The 17,651-nt window shown below is 69.4% G+C and carries 16 protein-coding genes; 4 read left to right on the top strand and 12 right to left on the bottom strand.

Annotated features, from left to right (window positions below):
- Nucleotides 1-249: 249 nt before the first annotated feature.
- Nucleotides 250-1,248, bottom strand: a complete 999-nt coding sequence (locus ACZ601_RS29470) for an inorganic phosphate transporter (protein WP_469543618.1) — start codon at nt 1,246-1,248, stop codon at nt 250-252.
- Nucleotides 1,249-1,253: 5 nt separating this feature from the next.
- The gene (locus ACZ601_RS29465; RefSeq protein ID WP_024493297.1) at nt 1,254-1,874 is read right to left on the bottom strand and encodes a DUF47 domain-containing protein; all 621 of its coding nucleotides are present in this window, start codon (nt 1,872-1,874) and stop codon (nt 1,254-1,256) included.
- A 200-nt stretch (nt 1,875-2,074) separates the two neighbouring features.
- Between ACZ601_RS29465 and ACZ601_RS29460 the strand changes: the two genes are divergently transcribed.
- Nucleotides 2,075-2,470, top strand: coding sequence for a metal-sensitive transcriptional regulator (locus ACZ601_RS29460; protein ID WP_469543615.1), 396 nt, complete (start codon nt 2,075-2,077; stop codon nt 2,468-2,470).
- Between the two features lie 61 nt (nt 2,471-2,531).
- Here ACZ601_RS29460 and ACZ601_RS29455 read toward each other — a convergent pair whose 3' ends face one another.
- Both ACZ601_RS29455 and ACZ601_RS29450 read right to left on the bottom strand, forming a co-directional pair.
- A complete protein-coding gene (locus tag ACZ601_RS29455; protein WP_123527661.1) occupies nt 2,532-2,726 on the bottom strand; it encodes a hypothetical protein in 195 nt (64 codons plus the stop codon).
- Between the two features lie 135 nt (nt 2,727-2,861).
- Entirely contained in the window at nt 2,862-3,908 is a 1,047-nt protein-coding gene (locus tag ACZ601_RS29450; RefSeq protein ID WP_469543612.1) for an SCO4651 family lipoprotein, read from the bottom strand.
- A gap of 132 nt (nt 3,909-4,040) precedes the next feature.
- Between ACZ601_RS29450 and ACZ601_RS29445 the strand changes: the two genes are divergently transcribed.
- Nucleotides 4,041-4,214 carry a hypothetical protein gene (locus ACZ601_RS29445; RefSeq protein ID WP_469543609.1) on the top strand — a complete coding sequence of 58 codons (174 nt, stop codon included), beginning with the start codon at nt 4,041-4,043 and terminating at the stop codon, nt 4,212-4,214.
- 54 nt (nt 4,215-4,268) lie between these two features.
- On the top strand, nt 4,269-5,873 hold the full coding sequence (locus tag ACZ601_RS29440) for an FAD-binding oxidoreductase (RefSeq protein ID WP_469543607.1): 1,605 nt from the start codon (nt 4,269-4,271) through the stop codon (nt 5,871-5,873).
- Nucleotides 5,874-5,973: 100 nt separating this feature from the next.
- Here the strand turns inward: ACZ601_RS29440 and ACZ601_RS29435 are convergent, their stop codons facing one another.
- From ACZ601_RS29435 to ACZ601_RS29410, 6 genes are all read right to left on the bottom strand, one after another.
- On the bottom strand, nt 5,974-6,708 hold the full coding sequence (locus ACZ601_RS29435; protein ID WP_440578743.1) for a phosphatase PAP2 family protein: 735 nt from the start codon (nt 6,706-6,708) through the stop codon (nt 5,974-5,976).
- A 269-nt stretch (nt 6,709-6,977) separates the two neighbouring features.
- Nucleotides 6,978-7,940: a C40 family peptidase gene (locus ACZ601_RS29430; protein WP_242436523.1), complete on the bottom strand. Its 963-nt coding sequence runs from the start codon at nt 7,938-7,940 to the stop codon at nt 6,978-6,980.
- A 126-nt stretch (nt 7,941-8,066) separates the two neighbouring features.
- Nucleotides 8,067-8,522, bottom strand: a complete 456-nt coding sequence (locus ACZ601_RS29425) for a hypothetical protein (RefSeq protein WP_469544016.1) — start codon at nt 8,520-8,522, stop codon at nt 8,067-8,069.
- Between the two features lie 101 nt (nt 8,523-8,623).
- Entirely contained in the window at nt 8,624-10,429 is a 1,806-nt protein-coding gene (locus tag ACZ601_RS29420; protein ID WP_469543603.1) for an alpha/beta hydrolase, read from the bottom strand.
- Nucleotides 10,426-10,689, bottom strand: a complete 264-nt coding sequence (locus ACZ601_RS29415) for a hypothetical protein (protein WP_469543600.1) — start codon at nt 10,687-10,689, stop codon at nt 10,426-10,428. Before ACZ601_RS29415 ends, ACZ601_RS29420 begins: the two co-directional genes overlap by 4 nt.
- A gap of 364 nt (nt 10,690-11,053) precedes the next feature.
- Nucleotides 11,054-11,503, bottom strand: a complete 450-nt coding sequence (locus ACZ601_RS29410) for a peptidoglycan-binding domain-containing protein (protein ID WP_469543597.1) — start codon at nt 11,501-11,503, stop codon at nt 11,054-11,056.
- A 304-nt stretch (nt 11,504-11,807) separates the two neighbouring features.
- On the opposite strand from ACZ601_RS29410, the gene ACZ601_RS29405 reads away from it, so the two are divergent.
- Complete coding sequence (locus ACZ601_RS29405) at nt 11,808-13,010, top strand: low temperature requirement protein A (protein WP_469543594.1); 1,203 nt, start codon at nt 11,808-11,810, stop codon at nt 13,008-13,010.
- Nucleotides 13,011-13,017: 7 nt separating this feature from the next.
- Here ACZ601_RS29405 and ACZ601_RS29400 read toward each other — a convergent pair whose 3' ends face one another.
- Both ACZ601_RS29400 and lacZ read right to left on the bottom strand, forming a co-directional pair.
- Nucleotides 13,018-14,190 carry a hypothetical protein gene (locus tag ACZ601_RS29400; RefSeq protein WP_469543591.1) on the bottom strand — a complete coding sequence of 391 codons (1,173 nt, stop codon included), beginning with the start codon at nt 14,188-14,190 and terminating at the stop codon, nt 13,018-13,020.
- Between the two features lie 212 nt (nt 14,191-14,402).
- The gene (lacZ, locus tag ACZ601_RS29395) at nt 14,403-17,573 is read right to left on the bottom strand and encodes a beta-galactosidase, LacZ type (RefSeq protein ID WP_469543588.1); all 3,171 of its coding nucleotides are present in this window, start codon (nt 17,571-17,573) and stop codon (nt 14,403-14,405) included.
- Nucleotides 17,574-17,651: the final 78 nt, after the last annotated feature.

Below are 17,651 nucleotides of genomic sequence, written 5' to 3'. Positions count from 1 at the left end.
GACCACTCCCACAGACGGCCTTGGGGTGCTGCATGGCGGTGCCACCACAAGGCGAAGGGTCCGCCCCGCTCTCCACAAGAGAGCGGGGCGGACCCACATGATCAACCCGTCCAGCACCTTCAAGCCCGTCCAGCACCTTCAACCCCGTCCAGCACCTTCAAGCCCGTCCAGCACCCTCAAGCCCGTCCAGCACCCTCAAGCCCGTCCGGCGATTGAGGACAAGACGCCCGCCGGGCACCACCCGCACCGTCAGCCGAACAGCAGCACAACAACCCCGTAGCTCGCGCCAGCAACAACCGCCGCGGCCGGCATCGTAATGAACCACCCCAGGATGATGTTCTTCGCGACACCCCACCGCACCGCGTTCACCCGCTTCGTGGCGCCCACACCCATGATCGCCGAGGTGATGACGTGCGTCGTCGAGATCGGCGCGTGGAACAGGAACGCGGAGCCGAACATGATCGACGCCCCCGTCGTCTCCGCGGCGAAGCCCTGCGGCGGGTCCAGCTCGATGATCTTGCGGCCGAGCGTACGCATGATGCGCCAGCCGCCCGCGTACGTACCCAGCGACAGCATCAGCGCGCAGACGAGCTTGACCCAGACCGGAATCGGGTCGCTGTACGTCTCATGGCCGGAGATGACCAGGGCCATCACCACGATGCCCATCGTCTTCTGCGCGTCCTGGAGACCGTGACCGAGCGCCATGCCCGCGGCCGACACCGTCTGCGCGATCCGGAAACCGCGCTTGGCCTTGTGCGGGTTGGACTTCCGGAACATCCACATGATGGCGACCATCACCAGATAGCCGACCACCAGGCCGATCACCGGCGAGATGAACATCGGGATGACGACCTTGTCGAGCACGCCCATCCAGTGCACCAGCGTCCCGCCCGCGAGCGCCGCGCCGACCATGCCGCCGAACAGGGCATGGGAGGACGACGACGGCAGGCCGAAGTACCAGGTGACCAGGTTCCAGATGATCGCGCCGACCAGCGCGGCGAAGAGGATTCCCATCCCCTTGTCGCCCTCGGGCGTCGCGATCAGGCCCTCGCTGACGGTCTTGGCGACCCCGCTGCCGAGGAACGCGCCGGCGAGGTTCATCACCGCCGCCATGGCCAGTGCCGCACGCGGGGTGAGCGCCCGGGTGGAGACCGAGGTGGCGATGGCGTTCGCGGAGTCGTGGAAGCCGTTCGTATACGTGAAGCCGAGCGCGACGCCGATGGTCACGATCAGTACAAAGGTGTCCACGTGGTTCAGGACTCCTTGACCGCGATGGTCTCCACCGTGTTCGCGACGTGCTCGAATGCGTCGGCAGCCTCTTCCAGCACGTCCACGATCTGCTTCAGCTTCAGCACCTCCATGGCGTCGTACTTGCCGTTGAAGAGCTGCGCGAGCAGCTTGCGGTGGATCTGGTCGGCCTGGTTCTCCAGGCGGTTGACCTCGATCCAGTACTCGGTGAGGTTGTCCATGGTCCGCAGGTTCGGCATCGCGGCGGCTGTCAGTTCCGCCGCCCGTGCCAGCACCTCGACCTGCTGCTCGACACCCTTCGGGAGCTCATCGACCTGGTACAGCACGACCAGGTCGACCGCCTCCTCCATGAAGTCCATGATGTCGTCGAGCGACGACGCGAGATTGTAAATGTCCTCGCGGTCGAACGGCGTAATGAAGGAGGAGTTCAGCTGGTGGAAGATCGCGTGGGTGGCGTCATCCCCCGCGTGCTCCGCTGCCCGCATACGCTCCGCGATCTCGACTCGGGAGGCAGAATCCGCCCCGAGCAGTTCCATCAGGAGTTTCGAGCCCGTGACGATGTTGTCCGCAGACGCGGAGAACATGTCGTAGAAGCTCGTCTCCCTGGGGGTCAGACGAAAGCGCACGTGGGGTCCTCGGGGTGCTTTGGATTCGGTCAGGCTGATGCTAGGCGCATCATCCGGCCACGGCTAACCGGCATTATTCAGTGTCGCGCATCAGGCACAGTGATCAGCACGGGACCCCGGTCACGTTTCAGCTGAATTCGTTAGGATATACCCACCAGGGGTATATAAACGGCAGGGTAAAGGGAAAACGGGAGGCAGCAATGACCACCACCGAGGCCGCCGGGGCGGACCGGTCACCGGATGCCACGGACGCCGGGACCCCGGCGGACGCCGCCGTTCCGGCGGTCGAGATCGTCACCGATCACGACCGGGGCATCCACGGCTACCACCACCAGAAGGCGGAGCACCTCAAGCGCCTGCGGCGCATCGAGGGCCAGATCCGCGGCCTGCAGCGCATGGTCGACGAGGACGTCTACTGCATCGACATACTCACCCAGGTCTCCGCGTCCACGAAGGCGCTCCAGTCCTTCGCGCTCCAGCTGCTGGAGGAGCACCTGCGGCACTGCGTCGCGGACGCGGCCGTCAAGGGCGGCGAGGAGATCGACGCGAAGGTCGAGGAGGCCACCAAGGCCATCGCCCGACTGCTGCGCACCTGAGCCACCACTGCTTACTCCCGCGCGGAGTGCCGCCCCGCGCCCCCGCCCTGCCCGCCCCCCGTCAGCCCCGGTGCTCTCCCTGCCGGGGGACGGTGGTGCGTTCAGTGATCACCTTCACATCGAGCACCTCGTCGATACGGTCCGCACTGAGGCGTTCCCCGATCGCCGCCGACGCCGCGATCATCAGCTCCCCGCACAGCTCGATCTCGGCGAGTGCCACATGGTCCGATACGGTCCGTGCGCTGAGCGTCACCACGTCACTCACCTCTCACTGCCGTCGCCGACTTCCTAGGGTAGGGAGCGCACCACACACCGCGCATGGCACGGACGGACCATTTCGCCTCAGCGAGATGCCTACGGCACAGCCCCTGACAGAGCCCGTCCGTGGCGGTCACGGCTGCTGCCCCTGCCGGATCTCACCGGTGTAGATGTCGCGCCCGGCCGGGATCTTCACGGACACCGGCACCCCGAACCCGTACAGCAGGGTCGTCGACACCACCTCCACCGCGGGCCCTTCGTTGGCGAAGCTGAACCGGTGCCGCACCTTGCGCAGCCGCCCCTGCTCGTCCAGATACGCGTCGAACGGCACGGTGTCCGTACGGAACCCCTTCGCCGCCGCCGTCAGCGCGCCCCGTGAGGCGGCCGGCGCCTGCCGCGCGGCCCGCCCGATGTCGGTGGTCCCCCGGTAGTGCCGCACCGTCACCCCGGCCAGATCGCTCTCGCCCAGGTACGTCACCGCACGCGCCCCGAGCAGCAGCTCGGCCGCGGCCACCGGATCGGTCGCACCGCCGGTCACCAGATTGCCGTCGGCCAGGGCCGTCGTGTCGATCCGGACCCACTTGTCCTTGGGCACCCCGGCGCCTCGGTTCATCATGTAGAGCGCGCCGGGTGCCAGCAGTTCCGTGATGGGCAGGTGCTCCTCCTTGCCCACGGCGTCCTGCGGCAGCACCACCTTGAGCCGGCCGGACCGGCTACGGAAGTCGTACGTCCCCCGGCCCCTGATCGTGACCCGGGTACCGCCCGCCGCCGTCTCCATCGACGTACTCACCTTGGCGGTGGTGCCCGCGCTGGATTCCGTGCCCGCGTCGGATTCCGCGCCCGCGCCGGACTTCGTGCCCGTGTCGGACTCCGTGCCCGCGCCTGACTTCGTGCCCGCGTCGGGTCTTGCCCCGGCGGGGGCGGACGGGTCCTCGGCCCAGCCCGTGACCGCGGGCTTCCCGGTGACACGGGCGGGGGACGCGTCGTCGGCGTCCGTCCCGGTGAGGACCGCGGCCGCCTGCCGCACCGCCTCGACGGCTCCGGGCCCGGACCGGTCGTCGGACGCGGCCCGGTCGCCGCCACCGCCCGAGCAACCGGCGGCCGCCGCCATCACGCCCATCGCGGCGAGGGCGCACACAGCGCGCGCCCCGCCTCCGGATCTGTGCTGCTGCACCACCATCGCCTGCCAACCCCCAACGCCGTGCCGTTTGCCCGAGCCCCCACCCGTTCCGGATAACGACGGCCCCTGTCCCCCGTAACGCCGCCCGCCCACCCCTCACCGCCGGACGGCCCCGCCCAGTACCGTGGACGCGTGTATGACCAACACACCGCAGAGGTTCCACCGGCCCGGCCCGCCCACGAACCCACCACCGTCGAACGCGGCTCGTTCTGCACCGCCCGATGCGGCTGCGGCTGGTCCGGACCGGCCCGGAGATCCCGCGACCGGGCCCGCGCCGACGCCGACGCACACCGCGCCGCCCCCTGACCGGACCACCGGCCGCACCCCACGAGGACCCGTTCCCCCCACCCCGGAGGTCCGATGACCCTGCCGAACCGGCGCACCCTCCTGACCGCGGGCGCCGCCGCCGCACTCACCGGCGTCACCGCCACCGCCTGCGACGACACCGGATCCTCCACGCCCACCGGCGGCTCGACCCCGGCCACGAGGACGGGCGGACCGTCGCCCGCAGGCACCTCCGCGTCCCCGTCGACGACCGCGCCCTCCGGCCCGGCGGACTGGCCGGCGCTGGCCAAGAGCCTCGACGGCTCCGTCGTACGCCCCGACGACGCGTCCTATCCGACCGCCCGTCAGCTCTACAACACCCGCTACGACAAACAGAAACCGGCCGCGGTCGCCTACGTGCGGCACGAGGACGACATCCGCGAGTGCCTGGCCTTCGCCCGGCGCAGCTCCACGCCCGTCGCCATCCGCAGCGGCGGCCACTCCTACGGTGGCTGGTCGAGCGGTGACGGCAGGCTCGTCATTGACGTCTCGTCACTCTCCCGCGTCGGCGGGGACGGCACGATCGGCGCGGGTGCCCGGCTCCTCGACGTCTACCAGGGCCTCGCCGCGCACGGCGTGACCATCCCCGGCGGCTCCTGCCCCACGGTCGCGATCTCCGGCCTCACCCTCGGCGGCGGCCACGGGGTCGCGGCCCGCGCATACGGCCTGACCTGCGACAGTCTCACCGCCGCGACCATCGTCACCGCCGACGGCAAGACCCTCACCGTCGACGCCAAACACCACCCGGACCTCTTCTGGGCGCTGCGCGGCGCGGGCAACGGCAACTTCGGCGTCGTCACCGAACTCCGCTTCCGCACCCGCCCGGCCCCGCAGACCGTCACCGCGTACATGTCCTGGCCCTGGTCCCGCGCCCGTTCCGTCATCACCGCCTGGCAGGAGTGGGGGCCGGACCAGCCGGACGAGATCTGGTCCTCCGCACACCTCGCGGCGGGCCCCGGCGGCGGAAACCCGACCGTGACGGTCTCGGCCTTCAGCCTCGGCACGTACAGCGACCTGCAGAACGCCGTCGACCGCCTCGCCGACCGGATCGGCGCGCCCGCCTCCTCCGTCTCGCTGCGCCGCCGCAGCTACCAGGAGGCGATGCTCGTGTACGCGGGCTGCTCGGGCATCACGGACGCCCAGTGCCATCTGCCGGGCACCACGCCCGGCCGCACCTCGCAGGGCACGCTCCAGCGCGAGACGTACGCGGCCGCGTCCGACTTCTACGACCACGCGCTGTCCCCGGCCGGCGTCCAGGCCCTCCTCGACCGGACGGAGGCCTTCACCCGGCTCGGTACGGCCGAGGGCGGCGGCGGATCGATCGCGCTCACCGCACTGGGCGGGGCCATCAACCGGGTGGACGCGCAGGCCACGGCGTTCGTCCATCGGAACTCACGGGTGCTCGCCCAGTACATCGGCGCCTGGCGCCCCGGCACATCGGGCCGCCCACAACAGAACTGGCTGAAAGACACCCATTCCACGCTGCGCCGGTACGCATCCGGAGCGGCCTACCAGAACTACGCGGACCCGGCACTGACGGACTGGCGGAACGCCTACTACGGCACGGCCGCCGCCCGCCTGGGCGAGGTGAAGAAGCGGTACGACCCGGACGGCGCCTTCACGTACCCGCAGTCGCTCTGAACGGCCGTGCGGGGCTTCCCGGCCAGGAAGCCCCGCACAACTCCGCGTCACGACTCCGCACGACGACCCGCGTCAGGACCCACCTCAGGACTCCGCGTTTCTACGCCGCGAGCCCTTTCTCGCCGTCACCGCCACCGCCGGAGCCCGGCCGCGGCTCGGGAATCCCGAGCGCCTCGCCCCGGCTTTCGGTCCCCGCCGCCGACAGCGCCCGGCGCGACCGTACGAGCCTGCCCGCCCGGGGAGACCGGGAGACGGCACCCACGAGGGGGGCCAGCAGCATCATCGCGAGCGGGGCGAGCAGCAGCGCCGCAGCCGTGCCGAGGGCGAATCCGCCGATCACGTCGGTCGGGTAGTGAACGCCCATGTAGATCCGGCAGAAACCCTCCAGCAACGCGAGCCCGATGGCCGCGATGCCGAACTTGCGGTTCGCCACGAAGAGCCCGACGCCGAGGGCCATCGCCATCGTGGCGTGGTCACTCACGAAGGAGAAGTCGTTCTTCCCGTCCACCAGGACTTCGAGCCCCTGGTGGTCCTTGAACGGCCTCGGCCGTTCGACGAAGCCGCGGATCGGGATGTTGATCAGCAGGGCGATGCCCGCGGCGAGCGGCGCCCACACGATTCCGGAGACAGCCGTCACCGAGTCCTCGGGGGTCCCGCGCCGACGGGCACTCCACCAGCACCACAGGACCACCAGGACCATGCCGAGCATGATCCCGTACTCGCCGATGAACTCCATGACCTTGTCGAACCAGGTCGGAGCGGACTTGGCGAGCCCGTTGATGTCGTAGAGCAGGCTGACGTCGGGGTTTGACCCATCCAGTGCGAGTCCAGCCATCTGCCGCGGCCCCTTGCCTTGTCTGCTTCTGATACCGCGGCACACACCCATGTGCACCGCTTTGACGAACCCCCGTGTTCGTTTCGATCACGTACGTGGGACGACGCTCGGTCAGTGGCCGCTGTCCCGGTCCAACCAGAGAACGACGCGTTCCGTGCGTACGTTCCACTCTCCACCGAATGATCACCATGACGTTATCGAAGAGTGACTCATCGTCGCAGCTCAGGGCCCAGGCTTCACAGAGAGTTCCAGCCACCGCCGCCCACCGGTCAAGCGGCCGGCTGCGTGGTCGGAAGAGCCGCGGCGCCGTCCTTTGTGACGCGTGTCGCACCGAAGTAGTCGGGCGAGTCGATCTTGTCGAACCGGATCACGGCACCGGTGTACGGCGCGTTGATCATGTACCCGCCGCCAACGTACAGGCCCACGTGGTGGATGGCGCGCGAGTTGGCCAGGTCGTCGGAGAAGAAGACCAGGTCACCGGGGAGCAACTCGTCGCGCGAGGGGTGCGGTCCGGCGTTGTACTGGTCGTTCGCCACCCGCGGCAGCTCGATGTCCACCGTCCGGTACGCGGCCTGCGTCAGCCCCGAACAGTCGAACCGTCCGCCCTGCTCCGCCGTGCCGTTGCCGCCCCACAGGTACTTCGTCCCGAGCTTCTTCTGCGCGAAGTAGATGGCACCCGCCGCCTGCTGAGAGGGCTGCACCCGGCCCACGGGTTTGGCGAAGCTCTTCTCCAGGGACCGGATGATCTTGACGTAGTTCTCGGTCTCCGAGATGCCCGGGACCCCGCCCGCCTTGATCACCCGGTACGCGCCCGCGTTGTAGGCGGCCAGCATGTTGTCGGTCGCGTCCCCCGGAACCTTCTTCACGTACCCGGCCAGTTCGCAGTCGTACGAGGCGGCGGACGGAATCGCGTCGGCGGGATCCCAGACGTCCCGGTCGCCGTCGTTGTCCCCGTCGATGCCGTGTCCGGCCCAGGTCCCGGGGATGAACTGCGCGATGCCCTGCGCGGCGGCGGGACTCTTGGCGCCCGGATCCCAGCCGCTCTCCTGGTACAGCTGGGCGGCGAGGAGGGCGGGGTTGATGGCGGGACAGAGGTTGCCCCACTTCTCCACGAGTGGCTGGTACTTGGCCGGCACGGCTCCCTTGGCCAGCCCGACAGCCCCGCCACCGCCGCCCCCGAGGCCGGCCGCGGCGGAGTACGTCCCGACAACGAGCAACGCCACGAAGCACATGGCGGCCCCGACGCCGATCCCACCCACCAACCAGAATTTCCGCACCCCTCAACCTTCCCCCATCGGGGAGGGGTTCATGGGTGTTTTCGACGGTGTGTGCGAGTCATCGGGGTCACTGATGGAGCATCAGGGCGCTCCGGCGGACCAGAAGTCGGAGCGGACGTTGGGGCGGGGCAGCGGGTAGACGCCCTCGTAGGACGGACCGTTGGGCGGTGTTGTCGACTCCGCCACTTCGGACTCCTCCACGCAGGGACTGTCCACCTCGAAGAAGGCTTGGCCCTCCCCTCCGACACTCAGAGTCACACCAAATCCATCGCTCGTTTGAGCGTAGATCGCAGGGAAATCTGCATCCTTGTTAACAGCCTTAATCCTGTACCCATTCTTTCGCCAGAAACGGTCCACCACACCTAGAAAGCTACCGCGCCGACCATCGGACACGATTGTCATAACAACCCGCATTCTCGACACGTCGCAGCCACCGATGCTAGTTGGACCATGGGCCCAATGCACTTTCGGCTTCACCTCCCCCAGAACAGCATCGAGAATGCTGTCCGCACGGCCTGCCGCCTCTTGCATATCCATCTTCGTGTGCCTATCTTCTTCAGATAAACGATAATTCGTCGCACAACCCGATAGTTGCAGGCACAGGAGGAGCACCCAAATCCCATCCAAGTTGCGATATTTCACCGAGAGCCCTCAATCTTCACCTTGTCGGCTCGCCCAGCAGTAATCAACGCAATACTGTCAGCTGACACAGCATCTCGTTGGGGATCGAAATACTGCGAATGCGCATCGATGGAGACCCCACTACCGCTAACAAGTCGGGGACCCTCGCCTACCGGAAAGCGCCTAGCGCCGAATGCTTCACTTGCCGGATCTCTTCCGAACCAGAGATCGTCGTCCCCTGGATCTGCAATATCACCCATGAGATAAGCACCAGCGGGTCCGGCCGCAGCCCAACCCACGGCGCCGGCAATGCCTTGATTCTTTGATGGGAGCTTGGTCACGACATCGTTCTCTGCCGCACCGACGAAAACATGCCCCTTGCCCACTCCGAGGTCCTCTGCTCGATCCACACCAACTCCAGGACTTCCAACGAGAATGATGTCGTCAACCCCTGGAATTCCTCCCCCTTGCTGAGTAGCCGCACCCACAGTACGCGAACCATAGGAATGCCCAATCGCGGTGAGATGCTGATCCTCGTTCTCATTCGTAGCTGAAATCCCACCCATGAATTGATTGAAGGCGTCCCCACCTCTCTCAGCCCTCTCGTCCCCCATCACGTCGAGACTGTCAAGGCCATCCACACTCTGCGGCGCGTCGTAACCAAGCCAAACAATCGCCGCACTAGAATGATCATACTTATTGGCCCCCTTTGCGGTATCCCGGGCCCGCTTGAGGTCATTCCGCGCGAAGTCCTCATCCAACGACGTATTCAGCCCAGGCACATAGGCCGAAACATTTCGAGCCGTATCCGGATTCCCGTACGAGACAATCGCACGGCCGTTCCCCTCGTCCCCGATGCCGAGCAGGAACATCGGGGGCTGCCGGCCCTCCTTCAGTTGCCGGTCGATCTCTCGCAGCCCCGCCAGCTTCGTCTCCGCGTCCGCATCGTCCTGCCCCTCCAGCTTGCCGATCAGCAGTTGGAGGTTGTCGCGGTTGGCCGTGTCGCGGACCAGGGCCGGGATGCCGTCCAGGTTGCCGATCTGGTCCGGGTACACCGCGAGGTACTCCTCGCGCTGTTCGTCCGTCAGGCCCGCCCACCACGCCTTGCGCGCCGCCGGGCTCGCATCGCGCGGGATGCCCGACTTCAGGTAGCCGCGTGCCGCATCCCGTACCGCTGCCGCGTCCCCCGCCGCGTCCGTCCATGTCCGGTCCGGGACCTTCAGGCCCTCCTCGGCCTTCAGGTCCCGCAGGATTCCGGCGAACCGCCAGTCGATCTCGGCCGCCGTCCGTACGGCTTTCGTCACCCGGTCCGCGATGTCCTGCGCCTTGCCCGCGTTCGGGTTCGGCGCCACCAGCCCCGACGGCGGCAGCAGTCCCGGTGAAGCCGTGACCGACGCCGTGCCACCCGGCAACGGCTTGCCGTCGACCAGGCCCTCCCCCGCCTCCGGGTACGTCACCGAGCCGTCCGCGTGGACGGTGAACCTCAGCGCCTCCGCATCGTCCAGCGCGTCCCGCAACGCCCGCTGCTGGGCCCTCATCTCGTGGGCGAGGCTGTTCAGCGCCGTACGGACCAAGCCGCACTCCGTGTACACGTACTGCAGGTTCTGGCTCAGCTGCCGCAGCCTGCCGACCGCCGCGTCCGCCGCCGCGCCCCGCTGGGTCTCGCGCAGGCCGTTCAGCAGCTGCTTCTCGATCCGGTCCCGTCCGGCGTCGGCGCGGTTGCTCGCCTTTCCCCATCCGTCGGCCGCACCCTCCAGCTCGGCGCACCTCAGGTCCCGTAACTGCGCCCAGGTCAGCGTGGAACTCGGCACCGGCGGCGTCAACGTACGACTCCCCACTCCGGCCTCGCCACGGGTGTGAAGGACGACCTCACGGTCTCGTTCGTCTCGCCCTGGGCCCGTGCGACGCCCCGCAGGTTCCCCGCCAGGGACCCGCACTCCCGGCGCGCGGACTCGAAGCGCCGCTCCCACGACTCCCGCACGCTCCCCAGCTCCGCCAGGGCGCTCAGCTCGGCCGTGCCGGCGAGCAGTCCCTCGTGCGCCGCCGCGAGTTCCGCCTTCACCGGCCCGAGGTGCACGGCCATCCCCTCCGCGCCCCCGGCAGCCCGGACCCACACCCCTCCGCTGTGCCGAAGCTGGTCCCCAGCAGAACCACCAGCCGCACCCGAACCGCCAGACCCCGCTGACCCACCAGACCCGCCCACCAGTTCGCTCAGCCTCTGCCGCCCCCCGGGCTGCCCCACCACGGCCATACCGCTCACCCCGCTCACCCCGTTCCTTGATCGTGGAGCGGCACTGTGCCAAAAGGGGCGACCGCGACACGCCGGACCGGACGGCGCGCAAAGGCCCGGGGAGCAGGAAATCCCCTGCTCCCCGGGCCTCTCGGGCCGGTCCCGCCACGCGGGGATCACCCGAACGGTGGACCGGTTCACACCCCCACTCGGTGCGTCACACCTGGGTCGGGTTCTTGCACATCCACGGGTAGAACGGCGCGCCCTTGCTGCCGAGTACCTGCCACATCATGGCGTTGCGCGTCTTCGGCCCGTACACGCCGTCGACGTTGCTCCCCGTGAAGTGAAGCTGGTTCTTCTGCAGGGACTTGACGGCCTTCACGGTCGCCGGGCCGTAGGAGCCGTCGATGCCGCCGCTCTCCTCGATCAGCCGGGCGGCCGCGCTCGATGAGTAACAGGTCACGATCGCGTCCTGCAACGCCTTGACCGTGGCCTTGGAACCCTTGCCCAGGCTCAGGTTGCAGCCGATCCCGCTGCTTGAGTTGGTCGGCACTCTGACGTACTCGTAGTTTCCGGTGTACTTCAGGGCCGTGGTGTTGCAGACCACGACAGCCGCCTGAGCGGGGGCGCTCGTGGCAACAGCCAGCGAGAGCGTCGCGGCAGTCATCCCCACGGCTGTGACCAGTGCCTGCGTCCTGCGAGAAACGGCACGCATGTGCATCCTCATCCTCTCCGGGATTCGCATCGGACGGGACGACGGACGTCCCCGGCTCTCCCGATGCCTTCGGGGTCGGACGCTAGCCACCACCCGGCCCGGCGGTGAAGATCGGTCGAGCGCCTGTGGCCCAACGGTGAAGACACCATGACCATGTACCAGTGGACGTGACGGGCCGTCATCGTCGGGCGGGCGTCCGACGGCCGGGGCGTGGCTGTACGCCCCCCGCCGCCCCCAGCGGGAAGAATGCGCCCCCATGAGCCATTCCCAACCCGCCCGCAACGAGTCCGCGTGGCTCCGCCCGATGGTCGCCCGCCCGGCCGACGAGCAGCACCGCACCGCGACCATGCTGGAGCTCTTCTTCGACCTCTGCTTCGTCACCGCGGTCGCCCAGGCGGCGACGGCGTTCGAGCACGAACTGGCGGAGGGACGCATCGGCCACGGCGTCCTCGGCTACGCGATGGTGTTCTTCGCGATCTGGTGGGCCTGGATGAACTTCACCTGGTTCGCCTCCGCTTACGACACCGACGACGTGCCGTACCGGCTGCTCACCCTCCTGCAGATCACCGGCGCACTCGTCCTGGCCGCCGGCGCGACCGAGGCGGTTCAGCGCGAGGACTTCACCGTCATCACCTGGGGCTACGTCATCATGCGGCTGGCGATGGTCGCCCAGTGGCTGCGCGCCGCCCGTGCCGACCCCGAACGACGCCGCAGCTGCCTGCGCTACGCCGTGGGCATCCTCGTGGTGCAGGTCGGCTGGGTCGTACGCCTGGCCCTGCCCGAAGGCAGCGGACTCGCGACGTTCGCGGTCCTCGTGGTCGCGGAGATCGCCGTCCCCGTATGGGCAGAGCGGGCAGCCACCACCACCTGGCACCCGCACCACATCGCCGAGCGGTACGGACTGTTCACGCTGATCGTGCTGGGTGAGTCGATCACCGCCGCCACCGGTGCCGTACGCGCCTCGCTCGACACCCACGCGGCGCTCGGTGACCTCGCCGCGCTCGTCGTCGGAGGCATCCTGACCGTGTTCGCCCTGTGGTGGCTGTACTTCGCACAGAACGCGCCGCAGCGGCTCACCACCCTCCGCGTCGCGCTCCTCTGGGGCTACGGGCACTACTTCGTCTTCGCCTCCGCGGCCGCCGTCGGCGCCGGACTCGCGCTCAACGTCGCCCACGCCACGGGCCACGGCCATCTCTCCGACCACGCGGCGGCCTCGGTCTACACCGTTCCGGTCGCGCTCTTCGTCGCCCTCGTGTGGCTGCTGCACCACCCCACCCCGGTGCGGATCGACGCCGCCGACGCCGTGCACCCGGTCGCGGTCGCCGCCATCCTCGCCGCGACGTTCGCTCCCTCGCCCATCCTGGTCACGGGCATCCTCGCCGCACTCCTCATCGCGGCGAAGCTGACCCTCTCCGCACGCGGCGCCACGAAGGCGTCACCCTCTCCGCTCGATGCCTGACCGCTGATCAGCGAGTGATGCGCGCCGCCTGCCCCGGCAGGGCGATGCCGTGGGCCTGGGCGACCCGCCCCGGACGCAGCGTCCACGGCACCGGCGAGGTGTCGGTCAGCCAGTCCTCCGCGACGATCCGGTGCACGACGAACCCGCGCAGCGAGCGCGACAGCTTCCAGCCGAGGCCCTTGCACAACTGCCCGTACGAGGGGCCGTGCCCGTGTTCCGCGCGGAAGTCGGCGGCGAAGCCGGCGGCCTGCGGACCACGGTCGGGATGGCCGTCCTCCCAGGCGTCGTAGGCGGTGAGTACGGACCGGGGGGCGGGGATGTCGGCCGGCGGGTACATGAACGCCTTCGCCACCCGGCCCATGGGGAACCGGCACAGCGGGCACTGCTCGACCGCCTCCACGTGCCGCCGCAGAGCCGGACTCGTACCGGACTTCCACGCGTCCCACGCGGCCGGGGTGATCTGGTCCGGCTCCGGGTCTGCAGGCGGGCGGCTCGCCTCGACGCGCGCCTCCTCCGCGATCTCCTCGGGGGTACGGAACCTGCCCGCGAGGTGACGCACCACCGGGTCGAGGCGGTACGCGTCGCCGGAGAGCTCCGCGAGGAACCCCTTGGCGGCGAGTTCGGGCCCGGCGGCGCGGCAGGCCTCCGGCAGGTGGCCGGGGATCCGGCCGTGCAGCTCGGAGGTGCTGTGGGCCGCCAGGAACAGGGCCGCCAGCCGGATCGCCGGCGACGCCTTCTTGACCGGCTTCGCGATCCGCGCGCGCATGGCCCATCCCGACACCCGCGACCGTGTGCCCTTGCCCAAGGGCAGCGGGTGGTCCGCCTCCCGGTTCATGCCCGGCACCCTGATCCCCACCGGGACGTCCTGCTCCCCGTCGACCAGCGGACCGGGTACCTCCCATCCGGCGGCCTCCAGATCGGCCACGGCCCGGCGCGGGTCCTCCAGCCGCAACGAGCGCACGTCGGTGCCGGTGACGTTGCCGACACCACCCCGTGCGGCCCGGATGGCCACGACGACGGCGAGGAACTGCGCGTCGACGGACCCGAGCGGCAACCCGGCCACGTACGACAGGAGCGCGCGTGCGGCCTCCCCCTGCCCGTTCGTCAGCAGAAAGGGCGGCAGGGTGGGTTCGACGGGCTTCGAGGCGGCGGTCTCTTGCGAGATGACAGTCTTGGGCACATCTCTCCTAACGCGGTTCAGTCGTCGAGGACACGGGCACCGGCATCATTCGTCGCGACCTCACGACGGATGACGCCGGCCGCGCCGCACCACCGGCATCCGGATCCGGGACCAGGAGAGAACGGTATCCGCCCGCGGGCAGCCGCGAAGGCGGCCGGACGGCCGCCGGCCCGGGGCATTCAACTCCCCGGGCCGGTGGATGTACGGCTCTGCTACGCGGACCGCAAGCGGTAGGCGTAGGTGTACGTGCGCCCGGCGTGCAGCAGGTACTCCGCGAGCGGCGGGGCTCCCCAGGAGTCGTTGCCGCCGACCCCCATCTGCCGGTGGTTGACGCCCAGGACGGTCTCGTCGCGCCGCTTCAGCTCGTAGGGGTGCTTCGGCCCCTCCAGGTCGAACGGCGAGTAGTGCAGGACGCTCGTCTCCAGCATGGGTTCGTCCTCGCCGGGGTCGGCCCGGACCAGCAGCCCGGTGCCGGAGCGGTCCGTCAGCGACAGCGTCCGCACGTCGGTCATGTTGCCGGTCTGCTCGGGCCGGACGTAGGGCGCGACCTGCTCGTCGACCGTGGAGCGGTAGCGGCCCACGAAGGCGCCGGTGTGCCGGTCCCAGTAGTTCTCCTGCGGGCCGCGTCCATACCAGTCGATCTGCTCGAAGCCCTCCGGGACGGTCAGCAGCGCACCCACCATGGGCAGATCGGGCAGCCCGGCGGCGGCCTCCAGGGTGTGCCGGATCCGGATCTCGCCGTCCCCGCGGACGGTGAACACGGTGGTCCAGGTGGATGTGGCCGGGGCGGTGGGCAGGGTGCACGCCACCTCGACGGTGACGACTCCGGGAGACGGCTGACCGGTCCTGACGGAGGTCACCTCGCGCTCTGTACCGGCGTCCCGCCAGGTACGCAGGGAGTCCTGGGCGCCCCGGCCGATGTCGTTGTCGGTGGGCCCGCGCCAGAAGTTCGGCACCGGGCCGCCCGCCAGCAGCAGCCGGCCCTTCACCCGGTACGAGGCCAGCGTCCCGGTGGACTTGTCCAGGACCACCTCCGCGTCGCGCCCGCTGATCTTTACGCGTGCGTCGGTCTCGTCCAGGGTGAGGGCGGGCAGCGTCTCCGGGGCCGGGTCCGCAGGGGCGGAGGTGTGCCAGTCGAGCGCGAGCTGCTCGGCGGCCACGGTGTGCCCGGCCTCCGCCCACGTCGCCTTCGCCTTCAGTACGAAGGCGACGTTCAGCCAGTACTCGGCGCCCGGCTCGGGCTTCGCCGGCTTCCGGTACGGGATGCGTACGGTGCCCTCGCCGCCGGGCGACACCTTCGGCGCGGCGAGCCTGCCGTGCTGCACGCTGCGGCCGTCGCAGCTGACGTCCCAGCGCAGCTCGTACGCGTCCAGGCCGCTGAACAGGTGCTTGTTCCGTACGGTGACCGTCCCGGCCGCGAGGTCCGCCGCGGCGACCGCGACCGGCTGGTAGACCTTCTTGAGCTCCAGCAGACCGGGGTGCGGCGTACGGTCGGCGGCGACCAGCCCGTTGCAGCAGAAGTTTGCGTCGGTCGGATAGCCGTCGTGCCAGTCCCCGCCGTAAGAGAGGTAGGTGTGCTTGGCGTCGCCCGGCACGGGGAGCCGGATCGCCTGGTCCACCCAGTCCCACACGAACGCGCCGTGCAGATTCGGGTAGCGCTCGAAGATGTCCCAGTACTCCTTGAGGTTGCCGCTGCTGTTGCCCATGGCGTGCGCGTACTCGCACAGCATGAAGGGCGTGTCCTTGCCCGACTTGCCGTACGCCTCCACGTCCGCCGGCTTGGTGTACATCTCGCTGTGCAGGTCGGCGACCTCGTTCATGCCTTCGTAGTGCACGGGCCTGGAGGCGTCCCTGGCGTGCACCCAGTCGGCCATCGCCCGGAAGTTGGAGCCGCCACCGGCTTCGTTGCCCAGCGACCAGACCACGACGCTCGGGTGGTTCTTGTCGCGCTCGACCATGGAGCGGATCCGGTCGACACAGGCGTCGGTCCACTCCGGCAGGGAGGCCGGAACGGTGTCGCGGACTCCGTGGGTCTCCAGGTTCGTCTCGTCGATGACGTACAGGCCGTACTCGTCGCACAGCTCCAGCCAGCGCGGGTTGTTGGGGTAGTGCGAGGTGCGCACCGCGTTGATGTTGTGCTGCTTCATCAGCAGGATGTCCTGGCGCATGCGGGGCTCGCGGATCGCCTGGCCGTGGTCGGGGTCGGACTCGTGACGGTTGGTGCCCCGGAACATCACGGGCCTGCCGTTCACGGTGAACTTCCCGGGCCCGTACTCGACCTCGCGGAAGCCGGTACGGGTGCGCTGGACGTCGACCGTCCGCCCGGAGCCGTCGGTGAGCGTGACGACCACGGTGTAGAGGTTCGGGTCCTCTGCCGACCAGAGCGCGGGCGCGGAGACGTCCGCCTTCAGCGTCACCTCGGTGTCCCCGCCCGAGCCCTTCGGGTCGACGTCCCCGGTGAGCGGACGGCCGACGCGGCTCCCCCGGCCGTCGTACAGCACCGCCTCGATGCGGTGGCCGGCCGCGCCTGCGCCGCCCCGGTCCCGCACGGTCGCGGTGACCGTGAGGACCGCGTCGCGGTACGCGTCGTCCAGCTCGGTCCGTACGAACAGGTCCTGCACGTGGACCGGCGCGACCGCGTACAGATAGACGTCCCGGAAGATCCCGGACAGGTCGATCATGTCCTGGTCCTCCAGCCAACTGCCGTCGGACCAGCGGTAGACCTCCACGGCCAGGGTGTTGTCGCCCGGCCGCACGTGGTCTGTGATGTCGAACTCGGCGGGGGTGTAGCTGTCCTCGCTGTAGCCGACCCGCTTGCCGTTGACCCAGAGGAAGAACGCCGACTTCACGCCCTGGAACGAGATCAGGGTGCGCCGGCCCGACCAGTCGCGCGGCACGGTGAAGGTGCGGCGGTAGGAGCCGACCGGGTTGAAGTCGTGCGGAACGGCGGGCGGGTCCGGGGTCTCGTAGCCGATCCACGGGTAGCGGATGTTGAGGTAGATCGGCTCCGGGTAGCCCTCGATCTCCCAGTTCGACGGTACGGGGATCCGGTCCCAGCCGCCGTCGTCGTAGCCGGGCGCCTCGAAGCCGGCGGGCCGGGCGTCGGGGTTCTTGGACCACTTGAAGCGCCAGGTCCCGTTCAGCGACCGGAAGTAGGGCGACTTCTCCATGTTCCCGCGCAGTGCGTCGGAGCCGCTCCCGTACGGGACCAGCCGGGCCCGCGCCGCCTCTCTGCCGACCTGGAACACTCTCGGCTCCGCGTCCCACTCGGGGGCGGGGCCGTCGGCTGCGAATGCCTGTCTCTGCGCGGAGAAGACGGCCCAGCCCGCGAGGGCTGCCCCGGTCGAAAGGACGGAACGACGGCTCGGACGGTATGCGCTCATGAAGCGACTCCGAACGGAAGGCAACAAGAACCACCACCATCAGACGGAATCACTCAACACGCAAGACTCCGCGCGGGA

Source organism: Streptomyces sp. NPDC104307 (assembly GCF_055584045.1).
Note: the sequence above shows the minus strand (reverse complement) of the source record. Positions and strands in the feature narration are given on the sequence as shown.